The following is an 18897-nucleotide window of genomic DNA, read 5'->3' as shown; positions in this document are numbered from 1 at the left end:
ATCTGATTAATATCACACAAACGCGAATATTACAGACATAAATACTCTCATGTAAATAATAACCGGAGTTTAACATGATAAGTAAACGCAGATTCTCTTTACCCCGGCTTGATATTACGGGAATGTGGGTATTTTCCCTGGGTGTCTGGTTTCATATCGTCGCCCGTCTTGTTTACAGCAAACCCTGGATGGCTTTTTTTCTGGCGGAGTTGATTGCGGCCATCCTTGTGCTGTTCGGCGCATACCAGGTGCTGGATGCATGGATTGCCCGTGTCAGCCGGGAAGAGCGTGAGGCACTGGAAGCCAGGCAACAGGCCATGATGGAAGGGCAGCAGGAGGGCAGACATGTCTCTCATTAAATCACTGTTGTTCACCCTGTTGCTGGCAGCCGCTGCCGTGCAGGCCTCCACCCGGGATGAAATTGAACGACTCTGGAATCCGCAGGGCATGGCCGCGCAGCCTGCACAACCGGCAGCAGGCACGTCAGCCAGGACAGAAAAGCCAGCCCCCCGCTGGTTCCGCCTCAGCAACGGCAGGCAGGTTAACCTGGCCGACTGGAAGGTGGTGCTGTTTATGCAGGGGCATTGCCCTTACTGTCACCAGTTTGACCCGGTACTGAAACAGCTGGCACAGCAGTACGGCTTTTCCGTTTTTCCCTACACCCTGGATGGTCAGGGGGATACCGCCTTTCCGGAGGCATTGCCGGTGCCACCGGACGTGATGCAGACCTTCTTCCCGAATATCCCGGTGGCCACACCGACCACCTTCCTGGTCAACGTCAACACGCTTGAGGCATTACCGCTTTTACAGGGGGCAACGGATGCTGCCGGTTTTATGGCGCGGATGGATACCGTTCTGCAGATGTACGGAGGGAAAAAAGGTGCGAAATAAGCAGGTGGTGTTACTCATTGCCGGAATATCCGGCATCGCGACGGGAATAATCGTCAGCCTGAATATCCCCTTTATCCATCAGGGGCTTTTTTATCCCGCCAGCCCTGTAGAAATTGTCGTTTCGCTGTGCCTTACCTTTTCTGTTTCTGTTGTGTTTTTTGTGGTGGCAATTGTGGGATGGATTTCGGTGTCTGAAATATATTACAGCCGCAGGACTGGACGGAAATATCGGGATATTCCTGCTGAAATGTCGTATGCGCCGGGAGAACACATTAAGGGAGGGCAAGAATGATGCCACGCATTAAACCTCTTCTGGTTCTTTGTGCTGCTTTACTGACGGTCACACCCGCAGCGTCAGCGGATGTGAACAGCGACATGAATCAGTTCTTTAACAAGCTGGGCTTCGCCTCCAATACCACACAGCCGGGCGTCTGGCAGGGGCAGGCCGCCGGTTATGCTTACGGTGGCTCCCTGTATGCCCGTACTCAGGTCAAAAATGTTCAGCTGATTTCCATGACGCTGCCGGATATCAATGCCGGATGTGGCGGCATCGACGCCTATCTCGGCTCGTTCAGTTTTATTAATGGCGAGCAGCTGCAGCGTTTTGTTAAGCAGATTATGAGCAATGCTGCCGGTTACTTTTTTGACCTTGCCCTGCAGACAACGGTGCCGGAAATCAAAACCGCAAAAGACTTCCTGCAGAAAATGGCAAGCGACATTAACAGTATGAACCTCAGTTCCTGCCAGGCGGCACAGGGGATTATCGGCGGGCTCTTCCCCCGGACGCAGGTGTCCCAGCAGAAAGTCTGTCAGGACATTGCCGGTGAGAGCAATATTTTTGCTGACTGGGCGGCTTCCCGGCAGGGATGTACCGTTGGCGGGAAATCTGACAGTGTCAGGGATAAAGCCAGCGACAAGGATAAGGAGCGGGTGACCAAAAACATCAACATCATGTGGAATGCGCTTTCCAAAAACAGAATGTTTGACGGCAACAAAGAGCTGAAAGAGTTTGTGATGACGCTGACCGGCTCACTGGTGTTTGGTCCTAACGGCGAAATCACACCCTTGTCAGCCAGAACCACTGACCGCTCAATTATCCGGGCCATGATGGAAGGCGGCACAGCAAAAATTTATCACTGCAACGATTCTGATAAATGCCTGAAAGTGGTGGCAGACACACCGGTGACCATCAGCCGGGATAATGCACTGAAGTCTCAGATTACTAAACTTCTGGCCAGCATTCAGAACAAGGCGGTCAGTGACACGCCTCTGGATGACAAGGAAAAAGGCTTTATTTCCAGTACCACCATCCCCGTCTTCAAATACCTGGTTGACCCGCAGATGCTCGGTGTTTCCAACAGTATGATTTACCAGCTGACGGACTATATCGGTTACGACATCCTGCTGCAGTACATTCAGGAGCTGATACAGCAGGCCCGGGCGATGGTGGCCACAGGAAATTATGACGAAGCAGTTATCGAACATATTAACGACAACATGAATGATGCCACCCGGCAGATTGCGGCGTTTCAGTCGCAGGTGCAGGTACAGCAGGATGCGCTGCTGGTTGTCGATCGTCAGATGAGCTACATGCGTCAGCAGCTTTCCGCCCGCATGCTCAGTCGTTACCAGAACAACTATCACTTCGGAGGGAGCACGCTGTGAATGAAGTTTATGTGATTGCCGGTGGTGAGTGGTTGCGGAATAACCTGAACGCCATTGCCGCCTTTATGGGAACCAGGACGTGGGATTCCATTGAAAAAATTGCGCTCACATTGTCTGTTCTCGCGGTGGCCGTGATGTGGGTACAGCGGCACAACGTGATGGATTTGCTGGGCTGGGTGGCCGTGTTTGTGCTTATCAGCCTGCTGGTTAATGTCCGCACATCGGTGCAGATTATTGATAACAGTGACCTGGTCAAAGTTCACCGGGTGGATAATGTACCGGTCGGACTGGCGATGCCACTTTCACTGACGACCCGTATCGGGCATGCAATGGTGGCCAGTTACGAGATGATCTTCACGCAACCGGACAGTGTCACCTACAGCAAAACGGGGATGCTGTTTGGCGCAGAACTGGTATCAAAAAGCACCGACTTTTTGTCCCGCAATCCGGAAATCGCCAATCTTTTCCAGGATTATGTGCAGAACTGCGTGATGGGGGATATTTACCTGAACCACAAATACACGCTGGAGGAGCTGATGGCCTCCGCTGATCCCTACACGCTGATTTTTTCCCGCCCCAGCCCGCTGCGGGGCGTTTATGACAGCAATAATAATTTCGTGACCTGTAAGGACGCGTCGGTTTTGCTGAAAGACAAGCTGAATCTGGATACACAGAGTGGCGGAAAAACCTGGCATTATTATGCCCAGCAGCTATTTGGTGGACGCCCTGATCCGAACCTGTTGTTCAGTACGCTGATTGGCGACAGTTACAGTTACTTCTATGGCTCAAGTAAATCAGCCAGCCAGATCATCCGCCAGAATGTCACCATCAATGCGCTGAAGGAGGGGATCACCAGTTATGCCGCGCGTAATGGTGATTCAGCCAGCCTGGTGAATCTGGCCACCACGTCATCGATGGAGAAGCAACGTCTGGCACATGTCTCCATCGGTCATGTGGCGATGCGGACACTGCCCATGACGCAGACCATCCTGACGGGGATCGCCATCGGTATTTTCCCGCTTCTGGTACTGGCGGCTGTCTTCAACAAACTGACGCTGTCCGTCCTGAAAGGCTATGTGTTTGCCCTGATGTGGTTGCAGTCATGGCCAATGTTGTACGCCATTCTGAACAGCGCCATGACATTTTATGCGAAGCAGAATGGTGCACCGGTGGTGCTCTCGGAAATTTCACAGATACAGCTGAAATACTCCGATCTGGCTTCCACTGCCGGGTATCTTTCCATGATGATCCCGCCATTATCCTGGATGATGGTCAGGGGACTCGGGGCCGGATTTTCCAGTGTGTACAGCCATTTCGCTTCCTCTGCTATCAGCCCGACTGCCAGTGCGGCAGGTAGTGTGGTTGACGGTAATTACTCCTACGGCAACATGCAGACGGAAAACGTGAACGGATTCAGCTGGAGCACCAACAGCACCACGTCGTTTGGTCAGATGATGTACCAGACCGGCAGTGGCGCAACCGCCACACAGACTCGTGACGGTAATATGGTGATGGATGCGAGCGGGGCGATGTCCCGTTTACCGGTCGGTATCAATGCAACGCGTCAGATTGCGGCGGCACAACAGGAAATGGCCCGGGAGGCGTCGAACAGAGCAGAAAGCGCCCTGCATGGGTTCAGCAGCAGTATTGCCAGTGCCTGGAACTCGCTCAGTCAGTTTGGTTCTAACCGGGGGAGCAGTGATTCTGTCACCGGTGGTGCTGACAGCACGATGAGCGCACAGGACTCCATGATGGCCAGCCGTATGCGCAGCGCAGTGGAAAGCTATGCGAAGGCGCATAATATCAGTAATGAGCAGGCGACAAGAGAACTGGCATCAAGAAGTACGAGAGGTTCTGCGGGGATGTATGGCGATGCTCATGCTGAATGGGGGGTTAAACCTAAAATTCTTGGTGTTGGTGGTGGCGTAGGTGTTAGAGGTGGTGGTCGGGCAAGTATTGACTGGAGTGATGAGGATGCGCATCAGGCCAGCAGTGGTTCACGGGCCAGCCATGATACTCGCCATGATATCGATGCCAGGGCTACACAAGACTTTAAAGAGGCCAGCGATTACTTTACCAGTCGCAAGGTCAGTGAATCCGGCAGCCATACGGACAATAATGCCGATTCCCGTGTGGACCAGCTGTCTGCAGCCCTGAACTCAGCAAAACAGAGTTACGACCAGTACACGACGAATATGACCCGCAGCCATGAATATGCTGAAATGGCATCCCGTACTGAAAGCATGAGTGGGCAGATGAGTGAAGACCTGTCGCAACAGTTTGCACAGTATGTGATGAAACACGCGCCGCAGGATGCCGAAGCTATTCTGACAAACACCAGTTCCCCGGAGATTGCAGAACGCCGTCGGGCTATGGCGTGGTCTTTTGTTCAGGAACAGGTGCAGCCTGGTGTTGATAATGCCTGGCGTGAATCCCGTGGGGACATCGGTAAAGGAATGGAGAGCGTACCTTCGGGGGGGGGGGGCAGCCAGGATATTATTGCTGATCATCAGGGGCATCAGGCCATTATTGAGCAAAGAACGCAGGACAGTAATATCCGTAATGATGTAAAACATCAGGTTGATAATATGGTCACAGAATACCGAGGCAATATCGGAGATACTCAGAGCAGCATACGTGGCGAAGAAAATATTGTAGGAAGACAGTATTCTGAACTACAAAATCACCATAAAACAGAGGCATTATCTCAGAATAATAAATATAATGAAGAAAAATCGGGTCAGGAAAGAATGCCCGGGGCTGACAGTCCACAGGAACTGATGAAAAGAGCAAAGGAGTATCAGGATAAGCACAAGCAATAATATTGTATGGGGAGATGATAATGAAAAATTTAGCTCATATTGCTCTGGTGACGGTGATACAGTTCATTGCCTGTTATCTGGCTGATTGGGGGAGTGCCGAAACAGTTTTTATCCTGTGCTTTATTGTACTATGGCAGGGATTGTTTATATGGTTATTTTCTCAAATACGAAAAAAACGGCATGTGTCGGATGAGTTTAAATTCAGTAAAGGCGTTTGGTATATACTGATGCCAGTATCTTCCTTACTCTCTCCGTTATTAAGCCTGATGGTTTTTATCATTGGTACACTATACGAATTAAGGCGAATTAGTGGTTGTGTAAGTGTAAGAGAATGGATGCAATCTCAGGTAAATGAACAAACTAATGAAGATTTGCATCTGGATTTTGATGATGTGAATTTTGATTATGTGGATTTTTATCGTACTAATCCGGCAACAGGATTAGCTATGCATGGAGGATTTGATTCAGCAGGAAATACTTTTGGGACTTGTTGGCAGGACTATGATGACAGGCGATAAGAAAACTGTGGTTTGTAATAAAGGTAATTTGATGAAAACAAAAAAATTGATGACGGTTGCACTGGTCAGTTCCACTCTGGCCCTTTCAGGGTGTGGTGCGATGAGCACAGCAATCAAGAAGCGTAACCTTGAGGTGAAGACTCAGATGAGTGAGACCATCTGGCTTGAACCCGCCAGCGAACGCACGGTATTTCTGCAGATCAAAAACACGTCTGATAAAGACATGAGTGGGCTGCAGGGCAAAATTGCTGATGCTGTGAAAGCAAAAGGATATCAGGTGGTGACTTCTCCGGATAAAGCCTACTACTGGATTCAGGCGAATGTGCTGAAGGCCGATAAGATGGATCTGCGGGAGTCTCAGGGATGGCTGAACCGTGGTTATGAGGGCGCAGCAGTTGGTGCAGCGTTAGGTGCCGGTATCACCGGATATAATTCCAGTTCTGCCGGTGCCACACTCGGTGTGGGCCTTGCTGCCGGTCTGGTGGGTATGGCTGCAGATGCGATGGTGGAAGATGTGAACTATACCATGATCACGGATGTGCAGATTGCAGAGCGTACTAAGGCAACGGTGACAACGGATAATGTTGCCGCCCTGCGTCAGGGCACATCAGGTGCGAAAATTCAGACCAGTACTGAAACAGGTAACCAGCATAAATACCAGACCCGTGTGGTCTCAAATGCGAACAAGGTTAACCTGAAATTTGAAGAGGCGAAGCCTGTTCTCGAAGACCAACTGGCCAAATCAATCGCAAATATTCTCTGATTATCTTCCGGAGGCTGGTCTGACCGGCCTCCTGACTGACGCCTCGCTTTGCTCGTTGTCCAACCCCGGAAAGAAATAAAATAAATTTTATTTCTCCCCGGCGTTTCCGAAATAAATATGAAAACACTGAGCGGTTGTGCAAATTCTTTGTGCGACCGTGAAGTGTTGCCGGCGAAGCCGGAATTTAACGGTTATTAATCTTTTCATCATTAATAATCAGTCCGACTGACTTTTTTCTTCGGAATATCATCATGAGTTTTAACGCAAAGGATATGACCCAGGGCGGTCAGATTGCGTCCATGCGTATCCGCATGTTCAGCCAGATCGCCAATATCATGCTTTACTGCCTGTTTATTTTTTTCTGGATACTCGTTGGTCTGGTTTTATGGGTAAAAATAAGCTGGCAGACGTTTGTGAACGGCTGTATTTACTGGTGGTGTACCACGCTGGAGGGCATGCGGGATTTAATCAAGTCCCAGCCGGTCTATGAGATCCAGTATTACGGCAAAACCTTCCGGATGAACGCTGCTCAGGTACTGCATGATAAATATATGATCTGGTGCGGAGAGCAGCTATGGTCCGCATTCGTTCTGGCTACAGTTGTGGCACTGGTTATTTGCCTGATTACCTTCTTTGTTGTCTCCTGGATTCTGGGGCGTCAGGGTAAACAACAGAGCGAAAATGAAGTCACAGGTGGTCGTCAGCTGACGGAGAACCCGAAAGACGTTGCCCGGATGCTGAAAAAAGACGGCAAGGACTCCGATATACGGATTGGCGACCTGCCGATTATCCGGGATTCCGAAATCCAGAACTTCTGTCTGCACGGCACGGTCGGGGCCGGTAAGTCGGAAGTTATCCGTCGTCTGGCCAACTACGCCCGTCAGCGTGGAGATATGGTGGTGATTTATGACCGTTCAGGGGAATTTGTTAAAAGTTACTATGATCCCTCCATCGATAAAATCCTGAATCCGCTGGATGCCCGCTGTGCCGCCTGGGATTTGTGGAAGGAGTGCCTGACACAGCCGGATTTTGATAATACCGCAAATACTCTGATCCCGATGGGCACAAAAGAGGACCCGTTCTGGCAGGGTTCAGGACGTACCATTTTTGCGGAAGCGGCGTACCTGATGCGTAATGACCCCAACCGCAGCTACAGCAAACTGGTGGACACACTGCTTTCCATCAAAATCGAAAAACTGCGTACCTTCCTGCGTAATTCACCGGCGGCCAACCTGGTGGAAGAGAAAATTGAGAAAACGGCGATTTCCATCCGTGCTGTGCTGACCAACTACGTGAAAGCCATCCGTTACCTGCAGGGGATTGAGCATAACGGTGAGTCTTTTACCATCCGTGACTGGATGCGGGGTGTCCGGGAAGATCAGAAAAACGGCTGGCTGTTTATCTCGTCGAATGCCGACACCCATGCCTCCCTGAAGCCGGTGATCTCCATGTGGCTGTCCATTGCCATTCGTGGTCTGCTGGCAATGGGAGAAAACCGTAACCGTCGTGTGTGGTTTTTCTGTGATGAGCTACCCACGTTACACAAACTGCCGGACCTGGTGGAGATCCTGCCGGAAGCCCGTAAGTTCGGTGGCTGTTATGTGTTTGGTATCCAGTCCTATGCCCAGCTGGAAGATATCTACGGTGAGAAAGCGGCTGCCACGCTGTTTGACGTCATGAACACTCGTGCCTTTTTCCGTTCTCCCAGCCATAAGATTGCAGAGTTCGCTGCCGGTGAGATTGGTGAGAAAGAGCACCTGAAAGCCAGCGAGCAGTATTCCTACGGTGCTGATCCGGTACGTGACGGGGTATCGACCGGTAAGGATATGGAGCGCCAGACGCTGGTCAGTTATTCCGACATTCAGTCTCTGCCGGATCTGACCTGTTATGTCACCCTGCCCGGACCGTATCCGGCAGTAAAACTCTCACTGAAATATCAGGCACGTCCGAAGGTTGCCCCTGAGTTTATTCCGCGTGACATCAACCCAGAAATGGAGAACCGTCTGAGTGCCGTACTTGCCGCAAGGGAAGCAGAAGGTCGTCAGATGGCCAGCCTCTTCGAACCGGATGTGCCGGAAGTTGTTTCCGGAGAAGACGTGACTCAGGCTGAACAGCCGCAACAGCCGGTGTCTCCTGCCATAAACGATAAGAAGTCAGATTCAGGTGTGAATGTTCCGGCAGGGGGGATCGAGCAGGAGCTGAAAATGAAACCGGAAGAAGAGATGGAACAGCAACTGCCACCCGGGAGCAGTGAATCCGGTGAAGTGGTGGATATGGCCGCTTATGAGGCATGGCAACAGGAAAATCATCCGGACATCCAGCAGCAGATGCAGCGTCGTGAAGAGGTGAACATTAATGTGCACCGGGAGCGTGGGGAGGATGTTGAGCCGGGAGATGATTTCTGATGATGAGTATCGCGCAGGTCAGATCGGCCGGAAGTGCCGGTAACTATTATACCGACAAGGATAATTACTATGTACTGGGCAGCATGGGAGAACGCTGGGCCGGCAGGGGGGCTGAACAGCTGGGACTGCAGGGCAGTGTCGATAAGGATGTTTTTACCCGTCTTCTGGAGGGAAGGCTGCCGGACGGAGCGGATCTAAGCCGCATGCAGGATGGCAGTAACAGGCATCGTCCCGGCTACGACCTGACCTTCTCCGCCCCCAAAAGTGTCTCCATGATGGCCATGTTAGGTGGCGATAAGCGCCTGATTGATGCACATAACCAGGCCGTGGACTTTGCTGTTCGTCAGGTGGAGGCGCTGGCCTCCACACGGGTGATGACGGACGGACAGTCAGAAACGGTACTGACCGGTAATCTGGTGATGGCACTGTTTAACCACGACACCAGTCGCGATCAGGAACCACAGTTACACACGCATGCGGTGGTGGCTAATGTCACGCAGCATAACGGTGAGTGGAAGACACTGAGCAGTGACAAAGTGGGGAAAACGGGGTTCATTGAGAATGTGTACGCTAATCAGATTGCCTTTGGCAGGCTCTACCGGGAAAAACTGAAAGAGCAGGTTGAGGCGCTGGGCTATGAAACCGAAGTGGTGGGTAAGCACGGTATGTGGGAGATGCCGGGCGTACCGGTGGAGGCCTTTTCCGGACGCTCACAGGCAATCCGGGAGGCCGTCGGGGAAGATGCCTCGCTGAAATCCCGGGATGTGGCGGCACTGGATACGCGAAAATCCAAACAGCACGTCGATCCTGAAGTCAGAATGGCTGAATGGATGCAGACGCTGAAGGAAACCGGGTTCGACATCCGGGCATATCGTGACGCGGCGGATCAGCGTGCGGAGACCCGCACGCAGGCGCCCGGGGCTGTTTCACAGGAGGGGCCGGATGTGCAGCAGGCGGTGACACAGGCCATTGCCGGATTAAGTGAACGAAAAGTGCAGTTTACGTACACGGACGTGCTGGCCAGAACGGTCGGCATACTGCCGCCGGAAAATGGTGTGATTGAACGGGCACGCGCCGGTATCGATGAGGCCATCAGCCGTGAGCAGCTTATCCCCCTCGATCGTGAGAAGGGGCTGTTCACGTCCGGGATTCATGTGCTCGATGAGCTGTCAGTCCGGGCACTCAGTCGTGACATCATGAAACAGAACCGGGTGACCGTACATCCGGAGAAAAGTGTCCCCCGGACGGCCGGTTACAGCGATGCCGTCAGTGTTCTGGCACAGGATCGCCCGTCGCTGGCCATTGTGTCCGGGCAGGGCGGTGCAGCCGGGCAGCGTGAGCGGGTGGCTGAACTGGTCATGATGGCCCGGGAGCAGGGGCGGGAGGTGCAGATTATCGCTGCTGACCGTCGCTCGCAGATGAACCTGAAGCAGGATGAACGGCTGTCCGGTGAGCTGATAACCGGACGTCGTCAGCTGCTGGAAGGCATGGCCTTCACGCCGGGCAATACTGTTATCGTTGACCAGGGCGAAAAACTCTCCCTGAAAGAGACGTTAACCCTGCTGGATGGTGCCGCACGTCATAACGTACAGGTCCTGATAACCGACAGCGGGCAGCGAACCGGTACAGGCAGTGCACTTATGGCCATGAAGGATGCCGGGGTGAACACATATCGCTGGCAGGGGGGAGAACAGCGACCGGCCACCATCATCAGTGAACCGGACCGCAATGTCCGTTATGCCCGGCTGGCGGGAGATTTTGCGGCCAGCGTGAAAGCCGGAGAAGAGAGCGTGGCACAGGTCAGCGGGGTACGGGAACAGGTCATACTGACACAGGCCATTCGCAGTGAGCTGAAAACACAGGGCGTGCTCGGACACCCGGAGGTGACCATGACCGCCCTGTCACCGGTCTGGCTGGACAGCCGGAGCCGTTATCTGCGGGATATGTACCGCCCGGGGATGGTGATGGAGCAGTGGAACCCGGAGACACGCAGTCATGACCGCTATGTGATAGACCGGGTGACGGCGCAGAGTCACAGCCTGACCCTGCGGGATGCGCAGGGTGAAACGCAGGTGGTGCGTATTTCTTCTCTGGACAGCAGCTGGTCGCTGTTCCGGCCGGAAAAAATGCCGGTGGCAGACGGCGAGCGTCTGAGGGTGACCGGGAAAATTCCCGGACTCCGCGTCTCCGGCGGTGACCGCTTGCAGGTGGCATCCGTCAGCGAGGACGCGATGACGGTTGTTGTGCCGGGACGGGCTGAACCGGCCTCCCTGCCTGTGGCTGATTCACCGTTCACGGCACTGAAGCTGGAGAGCGGCTGGGTGGAAACACCCGGGCATTCCGTCAGTGACAGTGCGAAGGTTTTTGCCTCCGTCACACAGATGGCAATGGACAATGCCACCCTGAACGGTCTGGCCCGCAGTGGTCGTGATGTCCGGCTGTATTCCTCACTGGATGAAACCCGTACTGCGGAAAAACTTGCCCGCCATCCCTCCTTTACGGTGGTTTCTGAGCAGATAAAGGCGCGTGCCGGTGAGACATTGCTGGAAACCGCTATCAGTCTGCAGAAAGCAGGGCTTCACACGCCGGCACAGCAGGCCATTCATCTGGCCCTTCCTGTGCTGGAAAGTAAAAACCTGGCCTTCAGCATGGTGGACCTGCTGACAGAGGCGAAGTCGTTTGCTGCAGAAGGAACCAGTTTTACTGACCTGGGAGGGGAAATCAATGCGCAGATAAAACGCGGTGATTTACTGTATGTGGATGTGGCAAAAGGCTATGGCACAGGCCTGCTGGTTTCCCGTGCGTCGTATGAGGCTGAAAAAAGCATTCTTCGCCATATTCTCGAAGGTAAGGAGGCGGTCACGCCGCTGATGGAGAGAGTACCTGGCGAACTCATGGAGAAACTGACATCAGGACAGCGCGCCGCCACCCGCATGATACTGGAAACGTCCGACCGTTTCACGGTGGTGCAGGGCTATGCCGGTGTGGGGAAGACCACACAGTTCCGGGCGGTGATGTCAGCCGTGAACATGCTGCCGGAGAGTGGGCGTCCCCGTGTCGTGGGGCTGGGGCCCACGCACCGCGCGGTCGGGGAGATGCGCAGCGCCGGCGTGGATGCACAGACACTGGCGTCATTTCTGCATGACACGCAGCTGCAGCAGCGCAGCGGAGAAACACCGGATTTCAGCAACACGCTGTTCCTGCTCGATGAGAGCTCAATGGTGGGCAATACCGACATGGCACGGGCATACGCCCTGATTGCGGCCGGTGGTGGTCGTGCCGTGGCCAGCGGTGACACGGACCAGCTGCAGGCCATCGCGCCCGGTCAGCCTTTCCGTCTCCAGCAGACGCGCAGTGCTGCCGATGTGGCTATCATGAAAGAGATTGTGCGTCAGACGCCGGAACTGCGGGAGGCGGTATACAGCCTGATTAACCGGGATGTGGAAAGGGCATTGTCCGGGCTTGAGAGTGTGAAACCGTCTCAGGTGCCTCGTCAGGAGGGCGCATGGGCACCGGAGCACTCTGTGACGGAGTTCAGTCACAGCCAGGAAGCGAAACTGGCAGAAGCGCAGCAGAAGGCGATGCTGAAAGGCGAGGCTTTCCCGGATGTCCCCATGACACTGTATGAAGCCATTGTCCGCGACTATACCGGCAGAACACCGGAAGCACGGGAGCAGACGCTGATTGTCACGCACCTGAATGAGGACCGGCGCGTACTGAACAGCATGATTCATGATGCACGGGAAAAGGCCGGTGAGCTGGGGAAAGAGCAGGTCATGGTGCCTGTCCTGAACACAGCGAATATACGCGACGGAGAGCTGCGTCGTCTCTCCACCTGGGAGACACATCGGGACGCACTTGTCCTAGTGGATAATGTGTATCACCGGATTGCCGGTATCAGTAAGGATGACGGGCTGATAACCCTGCAGGATGCGGAAGGTAATACGCGGCTGATTTCGCCCCGGGAGGCGGTGGCTGAAGGCGTCACACTGTACACCCCGGACACCATCCGGGTAGGGACCGGTGACCGGATGCGCTTCACGAAGAGTGACCGGGAGCGTGGTTATGTGGCCAACAGCGTCTGGACGGTGACAGCGGTTTCCGGTGACAGTGTCACGTTGTCGGGCGGACAGCAGACCCGGGTGATTCGCCCCGCCCAGGTGCGGGCAGAGCAACATATTGACCTGGCCTATGCCATCACCGCTCACGGTGCGCAGGGGGCAAGTGAAACCTTTGCCATCGCGCTTGAAGGTACGGAAGGCAGCCGGAAACTGATGGCTGGCTTTGAGTCAGCCTACGTGGCCCTGTCGCGTATGAAGCAGCATGTGCAGGTGTACACCGATAACCGTCAGGGCTGGACGGATGCCATTAACAATGCCGTACAGAAAGGAACAGCCCACGATGTGTTTGAACCGAAACCGGACCGGGAGGTCATGAATGCAGAGCGGCTGTTCAGTACGGCGCGGGAGCTGCGGGACGTGGCGGCAGGGCGTGCCGTTCTTCGTCAGGCGGGGCTTGCCGGGGGAGACACTCCTGCACGGTTTATTGCTCCGGGACGTAAATATCCACAGCCGTATGTGGCACTGCCGGCGTTTGACCGTAACGGCAAGTCTGCCGGTATCTGGCTGAACCCGCTGACCACGGATGACGGAAACGGGCTGCGGGGATTCAGTGGTGAAGGCCGTGTGAAAGGCAGCGGGGATGCGCAGTTCGTGGCCCTGCAGGGCAGCCGTAACGGCGAGAGCCTGCTGGCTGATAATATGCAGGATGGTGTCCGGATTGCCCGTGATAACCCCGACAGCGGTGTGGTGGTGAGAATCGCCGGTGAAGGTCGTCCGTGGAATCCCGGTGCCATCACCGGTGGCCGCGTGTGGGGGGATATCCCGGACAACAGCGTCCAGCCGGGAGCCGGAAATGGCGAGCCGGTCACGGCAGAGGTACTGGCACAGCGGCAGGCTGAAGAGGCCATCCGCCGTGAAACGGAACGCCGCGCAGATGAAATTGTCCGTAAAATGGCAGAGAACAAACCTGACCTGCCGGACAGCAAAACAGAGCAGGCTGTCAGGGAGATTGCCGGGCAGGAGCGTGACCGGTCTGCCATATCTGAACGGGAAGCCGCGCTGCCGGAGAGTGTGCTGCGTGAATCACAACGGGAGCGGGAAGCGGTCCGGGAGGTTGCCCGGGAAAATCTGCTGCAGGAACGACTTCAGCAGATGGAGCAGGATATGGTTCGTGACCTGCAGAAAGAGAAAACCCTGGGCGGAGACTGATACAGGAAGACAAACACTGATGACAACGGATAACACGAACACGACACGTAACGATTCACTGGCTGCCCGGACCGATACCTGGTTGCAGTCGTTGCTGGTCTGGTCACCCGGACAGCGGGATATCATCAAAACGGTGGCACTGGTGCTGATGGTACTGGACCACGCAAACCGCATTCTGCATCTGGACCAGACGTGGATGTTTCTGGCCGGGCGTGGAGCCTTTCCGTTGTTTGCTCTGGTGTGGGGGCTGAATCTGTCCCGCCATGCGCATATCAGGCAGTCGGCCATTAACCGGCTGTGGGGATGGGGAATTATTGCCCAGTTCGCGTATTATCTGGCAGGCTTTCCGTGGTATGAGGGGAATATCCTGTTTGCCTTTGCAGTGGCGGCACAGGTGCTGACGTGGTGTGAAACGCGCAGTGGGTGGCGTACAGCAGCGGCCATTCTCCTGATGGCACTGTGGGGACCTTTGTCCGGCACCAGTTACGGCATTGCCGGGCTGCTGATGCTGGCAGTCAGCCACCGGCTGTACCGGGCGGAAGACAGAACGGAACGTCTGGCGCTGGTTGCATGCCTGCTGGCTGTTATTCCGGCGCTTAACCTTGCCACCAGTGATGCCGCGGCGGTGGCCGGCCTTGTGATGACGGTGCTGACCGTTGGTCTGGTGTCCTGTGCAGGGAAATCATTACCCCGTTTCTGGCCCGGAGATTTTTTCCCGACGTTCTATGCCTGTCATCTGGCTGTGCTGGGCGTTCTGGCGCTGTAACGGGTGTGGTATCTTTGGCCGCAAGAGGATGATTCGTCAGAGGCAGAACACAGCATGACAGAGCAGAAGCGACCGGTACTGACACTGAAGCGGAAAACAGAAGGGGGGACGCCTGTCCGCAGCCGGAAAACCATCATCAATGTCACCACGCCACCAAAATGGAAGGTGAAAAAGCAGAAGCTGGCCGAGAAAGCAGCCCGGGAAGCAGAGCTGGCGGCAAAAAAAGCGCAGGCCAGACAAGCGCTGTCCATTTATCTGAACCTGCCCACGCTGGATGAGGCTGTGAACACCCTGAAGCCCTGGTGGCCGGGATTATTTGACGGTGACACGCCCCGGCTTCTGGCCTGCGGTATCCGGGACGTGTTACTGGAAGACGTGGCGCAGCGGAATATCCCGCTCTCGCATAAAAAACTGCGCCGGGCGCTGAAGGCCATCACCCGTTCAGAAAGCTATCTGTGTGCCATGAAAGCCGGTGCCTGCCGGTATGACACGGAAGGGTATGTAACGGAGCATATTTCTCAGGAAGAGGAAGCGTATGCGGCAGAGCGTCTGGCGAAAATTCGCCGTCAGAACCGGATAAAGGCAGAACTTCAGGCCGTACTTAATGAGAAATAAAAAAAGCCTCCCCGAAGAACTTCAGGAGGCTGAAACAATAAGGCTTAAAAGGAAATAACTTCCATGCCCGAAAGGAAATCGGTCCACTGAATTATTTACCACAATAATACTGACAACTAAAAGGGAGGGGCAGAAAAATGAATGGATTCAGAAACAGTTCACGGAACGGTCAGGTCTGGCGCTGGCAGCGTGCCGGAAGCCGGGCCGTTATTCTGGAGGTCAGTGGACGCTGGATGGAAGCGGCAGAAGCATGGCGACGGGCTGCCGGTGTTGCGCCCCGGACAGACTGGCAGCAGTTTGCCCGAAAAAGGGCTGCACACTGCCACCGGCGCTGCCGGGGAAGGGTGTAACGAAAAAAGCAGCCTTCATTACTCCAGGAGTCAGAAGGCTGAATAATGCATGAGATTTACTTTTTTAATCTCCGGTCGGGCAGTATGACCGGACAGTTCTGAGTAGCACAGAGTTTTTTCCGTATTAAGTCGCGATTTTATATTTTGTGATTAATTTCACAAAATAAGGTTTTATTCAATGTGTGCTGCGATATTCAGGGGGGCTGAAATACAGGTGCCATTTATTTGATATGGAGAATAACATGAGGAAATATATTCCACTGGTATTATTTATCTTTTCATGGCCGGTATTGTCTGCATATATTCATGGACGGGTTGTTCGTGTACTGGACGGTGATACCATCGAGGTAATGGACTCACGGAAGGCGGTGCGGATCAGGCTGGTAAATATTGATGCACCGGAAAAGAAACAGGATTATGGCCGGTGGTCAACAGACATGATGAGATCACTGGTCGCAGGAAAAACGGTTACCGTCACATATTTTCAGCGAGATCGTTATGGTCGTATTCTCGGGCAGGTTTATGCACCAGACGGAATGAATATTAATCAGTTTATGGTTCGGGCCGGGGCTGCCTGGGTATATGAGCAGTACAACACAGATCTTCGTCACAATTCTCAAGTCGCTGATTTCAAAAAACTGTAGTATCCTCTGCGAAACGATCCCTGTTTGAGTATTGAGGAGGCGAGGTGTCGCAGACAGAAAATGCAGTGACTTCCTCATTGAGTCAAAAGCGGTTTGTGCGCAGAGGTAAGCCTATGACTGACTCTGAGAAACAAATGGCCGCTGTTGCAAGAAAACGTCTTACACACAAAGAGATAAAAGTTTTTGTCAAAAATCCTCTGAAAGATCTCATGGTTGAGTACTGCGAGAGAGAGGGGATAACACAGGCTCAGTTCATTGAGAAAATTATCAAAGATGAACTGCAGAGACTGGATATACTAAAGTAAAGACTTTACTTTGTGTCGTAGCATGCTAGATTACTGATCGTTTAAGGAATTTTGTGGCTGGCCACGCCATAAGGTGGCAGGGAACTGGTTCTGATGTGGATTTACAGGAGCCAGAAAAGCAAAAACCCCGATAATCTTCGTCAAGTTTGGCGACTGCGAAGAAGATTACCGGGGCCCACTTAAACCGTATAGCCAACAATTCAGCTATGCGGGGAGTATAGTCATATGCCCGGAAAAGTTCAAGACTTCTTTCTGTGCTCACTCCTTCTGCGCATTGTAAGTGCAGGATGGTGTGACTGATCTTCAACAAACGTATTACCGCCAGGTAAAGAACCCGAATCCGGTGTTCACACCCCGTGAAGGTGCCGGAACGCTGAAGTTCTGCGAAAAACTGATGGAAAAGGCGGTGGGCTTCACCTCCCGTTTTGATTTCGCCATTCATGTGGCACATGCCCGTTCGAAGGGACTGCGTCGCCGGGCCATTGATGCGCTGCTGCAGGGGCTGTGTTTTCACTATGACCCGCTGGCCAACCGCGTCCAGTGCTCCATCACTACGCTGGCCATTGAGTGCGGACTGGCGACGGAGTCTGCTGCCGGAAAACTCTCCATCACCCGGGCCACCCGAGCCCTGACGTTCCTTGCAGAGCTGGGACTGATTACCTACCAGACGGAATATGATCCGCTTATCGGGTGCTACATTCCGACCGATATCACGTTCACACCGGCGCTATTTGCCGCCCTTGATGTGTCTGAGGATGCAGTGGTTGCTGCGCGCCGCAGTCGTGTTGAATGGGAAAACAGACAGCGTAAAAAGCAGGGACTGGATACCCTGGGTATGGATGAACTGATAGCGAAAGCCTGGCGTTTTGTGCGTGAGCGTTTCCGCAGTTACCAGACAGAGCTTAAGTCCCGTGGAATAAAGCGTGCCCGTGCGCGTCGTGATGCGAACAGGGAACGTCAGGATATCGTCACCCTGGTGAAACGGCAGCTGACGCGTGAAATCTCGGAAGGGCGCTTCACTGCCAATCGTGAGGCGGTAAAACGCGAAGTGGAGCGTCGTGTGAAAGAGCGCATGATTCTGTCACGTAACCGTAATTACAGCCGGCTGGCCACAGCTTCCCCCTGAAAGTGACCTCCTCTGAATAATCCGGCCCGCACCGGAGGCATCTGCACGCCTGAAGCCTGTCAGCGAACAAAAAAACAGCACCGCATACAAAAAACAACCTCATCATCCACCTTCAGGTGCATCCGGTCCCTCCTGTTTTTGATACAAAACACGCCTCACAGACGGGGAAATTTGCTTATCCACATTTAACTGCAATGGACTTCCCCATAAGGTTACAACCGTTCATGTCATAAAGCGCCAGCCGCCAGTCTTACAGGGTGCAATGTATCTTTTAAACACCTGTTTATATCTCCTTTAAACTACTTAATTACATTCATTTAAAAAGAAAACCTATTCACTGCCTGTCCTGTGGACAGACAGATATGCACCTCCCACCGTAAACGGCGGGCCCCAACCGGAGCCACTTTAGTTACAACACACAAAACCAACCTCCAGAAAAACCCCGAACCAGCGCAGAACTGAAACCACAAAGCCCCTCCCTCATAACTGAAAAGCGGCCCCGCCCCGGCCCTTCGGGCCGGAACAGAGTCGCTTTTAATTATGAATGTTGTAACTATACTCCATCATGGCTGTCAGTCTTCTCGCTGAAAGTATTGAGTACACGCTCGTAAGCGGCCCTGACGGCCCGCTAACGCGGAGATACGCCCCGACTTCGGGTAAACCCTCGTCGGGACCACTCCGACCGCGCACAGAAGCTTTATCATGGCTGAAAGCGGATATGGCCTAGCAGGGCTGGGGATGGGTAAGGTGAAATCTA

General features: G+C 53.7%; 15 protein-coding genes and 1 pseudogene. All 16 read left to right on the top strand.

Annotated elements, in window-relative coordinates; all coding sequences use genetic code 11:
• Positions 1-74 precede the first annotated feature (74 nt).
• The 16 genes and pseudogenes from traQ (at position 75) to repA (ending at position 18140) form a co-directional block, all read left to right on the top strand.
• Positions 75-359 carry a type-F conjugative transfer system pilin chaperone TraQ gene (traQ, locus tag EAS44_RS00390; protein WP_000624110.1) on the top strand — a complete coding sequence of 95 codons (285 nt, stop codon included), beginning with the start codon at positions 75-77 and terminating at the stop codon, positions 357-359.
• Positions 346-891 (top strand): type-F conjugative transfer system pilin assembly thiol-disulfide isomerase TrbB, encoded by a 546-nt coding sequence (gene trbB, locus EAS44_RS00385; RefSeq protein ID WP_000052618.1) that lies wholly within the window; start codon positions 346-348, stop codon positions 889-891. The genes traQ and trbB overlap by 14 nt, the downstream gene beginning before the upstream one ends.
• Entirely contained in the window at positions 821-1183 is a 363-nt protein-coding gene (trbJ, locus tag EAS44_RS00380) for a P-type conjugative transfer protein TrbJ (RefSeq protein ID WP_002430925.1), read from the top strand. Before trbB ends, trbJ begins: the two co-directional genes overlap by 71 nt.
• On the top strand, positions 1183-2556 hold the full coding sequence (gene traH / locus EAS44_RS00375) for a conjugal transfer pilus assembly protein TraH (RefSeq protein ID WP_001137358.1): 1374 nt from the start codon (positions 1183-1185) through the stop codon (positions 2554-2556). Before trbJ ends, traH begins: the two co-directional genes overlap by 1 nt.
• Positions 2553-5378 carry a conjugal transfer mating-pair stabilization protein TraG gene (gene traG / locus EAS44_RS00370; protein WP_001622731.1) on the top strand — a complete coding sequence of 942 codons (2826 nt, stop codon included), beginning with the start codon at positions 2553-2555 and terminating at the stop codon, positions 5376-5378. Before traH ends, traG begins: the two co-directional genes overlap by 4 nt.
• 14 nt (positions 5379-5392) lie before the next feature.
• Positions 5393-5896: a hypothetical protein gene (locus EAS44_RS00365; RefSeq protein WP_000605510.1), complete on the top strand. Its 504-nt coding sequence runs from the start codon at positions 5393-5395 to the stop codon at positions 5894-5896.
• 31 nt (positions 5897-5927) lie between these two features.
• Complete coding sequence (traT, locus tag EAS44_RS00360; RefSeq protein ID WP_001447147.1) at positions 5928-6659, top strand: conjugal transfer complement resistance protein TraT; 732 nt, start codon at positions 5928-5930, stop codon at positions 6657-6659.
• 251 nt (positions 6660-6910) lie between these two features.
• Positions 6911-9064 (top strand): type IV conjugative transfer system coupling protein TraD, encoded by a 2154-nt coding sequence (gene traD, locus EAS44_RS00350; RefSeq protein ID WP_001350920.1) that lies wholly within the window; start codon positions 6911-6913, stop codon positions 9062-9064.
• A complete protein-coding gene (gene traI, locus EAS44_RS00345) occupies positions 9064-14334 on the top strand; it encodes a conjugative transfer relaxase/helicase TraI (protein WP_000986993.1) in 5271 nt (1756 codons plus the stop codon). Before traD ends, traI begins: the two co-directional genes overlap by 1 nt.
• 19 nt (positions 14335-14353) lie before the next feature.
• Entirely contained in the window at positions 14354-15100 is a 747-nt protein-coding gene (traX, locus tag EAS44_RS00340; RefSeq protein ID WP_000205759.1) for a conjugal transfer pilus acetylase TraX, read from the top strand.
• 54 nt (positions 15101-15154) lie between these two features.
• A complete protein-coding gene (locus EAS44_RS00335; protein ID WP_000139359.1) occupies positions 15155-15715 on the top strand; it encodes a fertility inhibition protein FinO in 561 nt (186 codons plus the stop codon).
• A 137-nt stretch (positions 15716-15852) separates the two neighbouring features.
• Complete coding sequence (locus EAS44_RS00330) at positions 15853-16065, top strand: hypothetical protein (protein ID WP_001311693.1); 213 nt, start codon at positions 15853-15855, stop codon at positions 16063-16065.
• A 242-nt stretch (positions 16066-16307) separates the two neighbouring features.
• Positions 16308-16667, top strand: a pseudogene (locus EAS44_RS00325) (thermonuclease family protein); the annotation flags it as partial.
• Positions 16668-16753: 86 nt separating this feature from the next.
• On the top strand, positions 16754-17014 hold the full coding sequence (locus EAS44_RS00320) for a replication regulatory protein RepA (RefSeq protein ID WP_000083818.1): 261 nt from the start codon (positions 16754-16756) through the stop codon (positions 17012-17014).
• Positions 17015-17239: 225 nt separating this feature from the next.
• The gene (tap, locus tag EAS44_RS25725) at positions 17240-17314 is read left to right on the top strand and encodes a RepA leader peptide Tap (RefSeq protein WP_001365705.1); all 75 of its coding nucleotides are present in this window, start codon (positions 17240-17242) and stop codon (positions 17312-17314) included.
• Positions 17307-18140: an incFII family plasmid replication initiator RepA gene (gene repA, locus EAS44_RS00305; RefSeq protein WP_029130945.1), complete on the top strand. Its 834-nt coding sequence runs from the start codon at positions 17307-17309 to the stop codon at positions 18138-18140. Before tap ends, repA begins: the two co-directional genes overlap by 8 nt.
• Positions 18141-18897: the final 757 nt, after the last annotated feature.

The sequence above is a fragment of the Escherichia coli DSM 30083 = JCM 1649 = ATCC 11775 genome (assembly GCF_003697165.2).
Classification (GTDB): Bacteria; Pseudomonadota; Gammaproteobacteria; order Enterobacterales; family Enterobacteriaceae; genus Escherichia; species Escherichia coli.
This window is presented reverse-complemented; position numbering and strand designations above follow the sequence as displayed.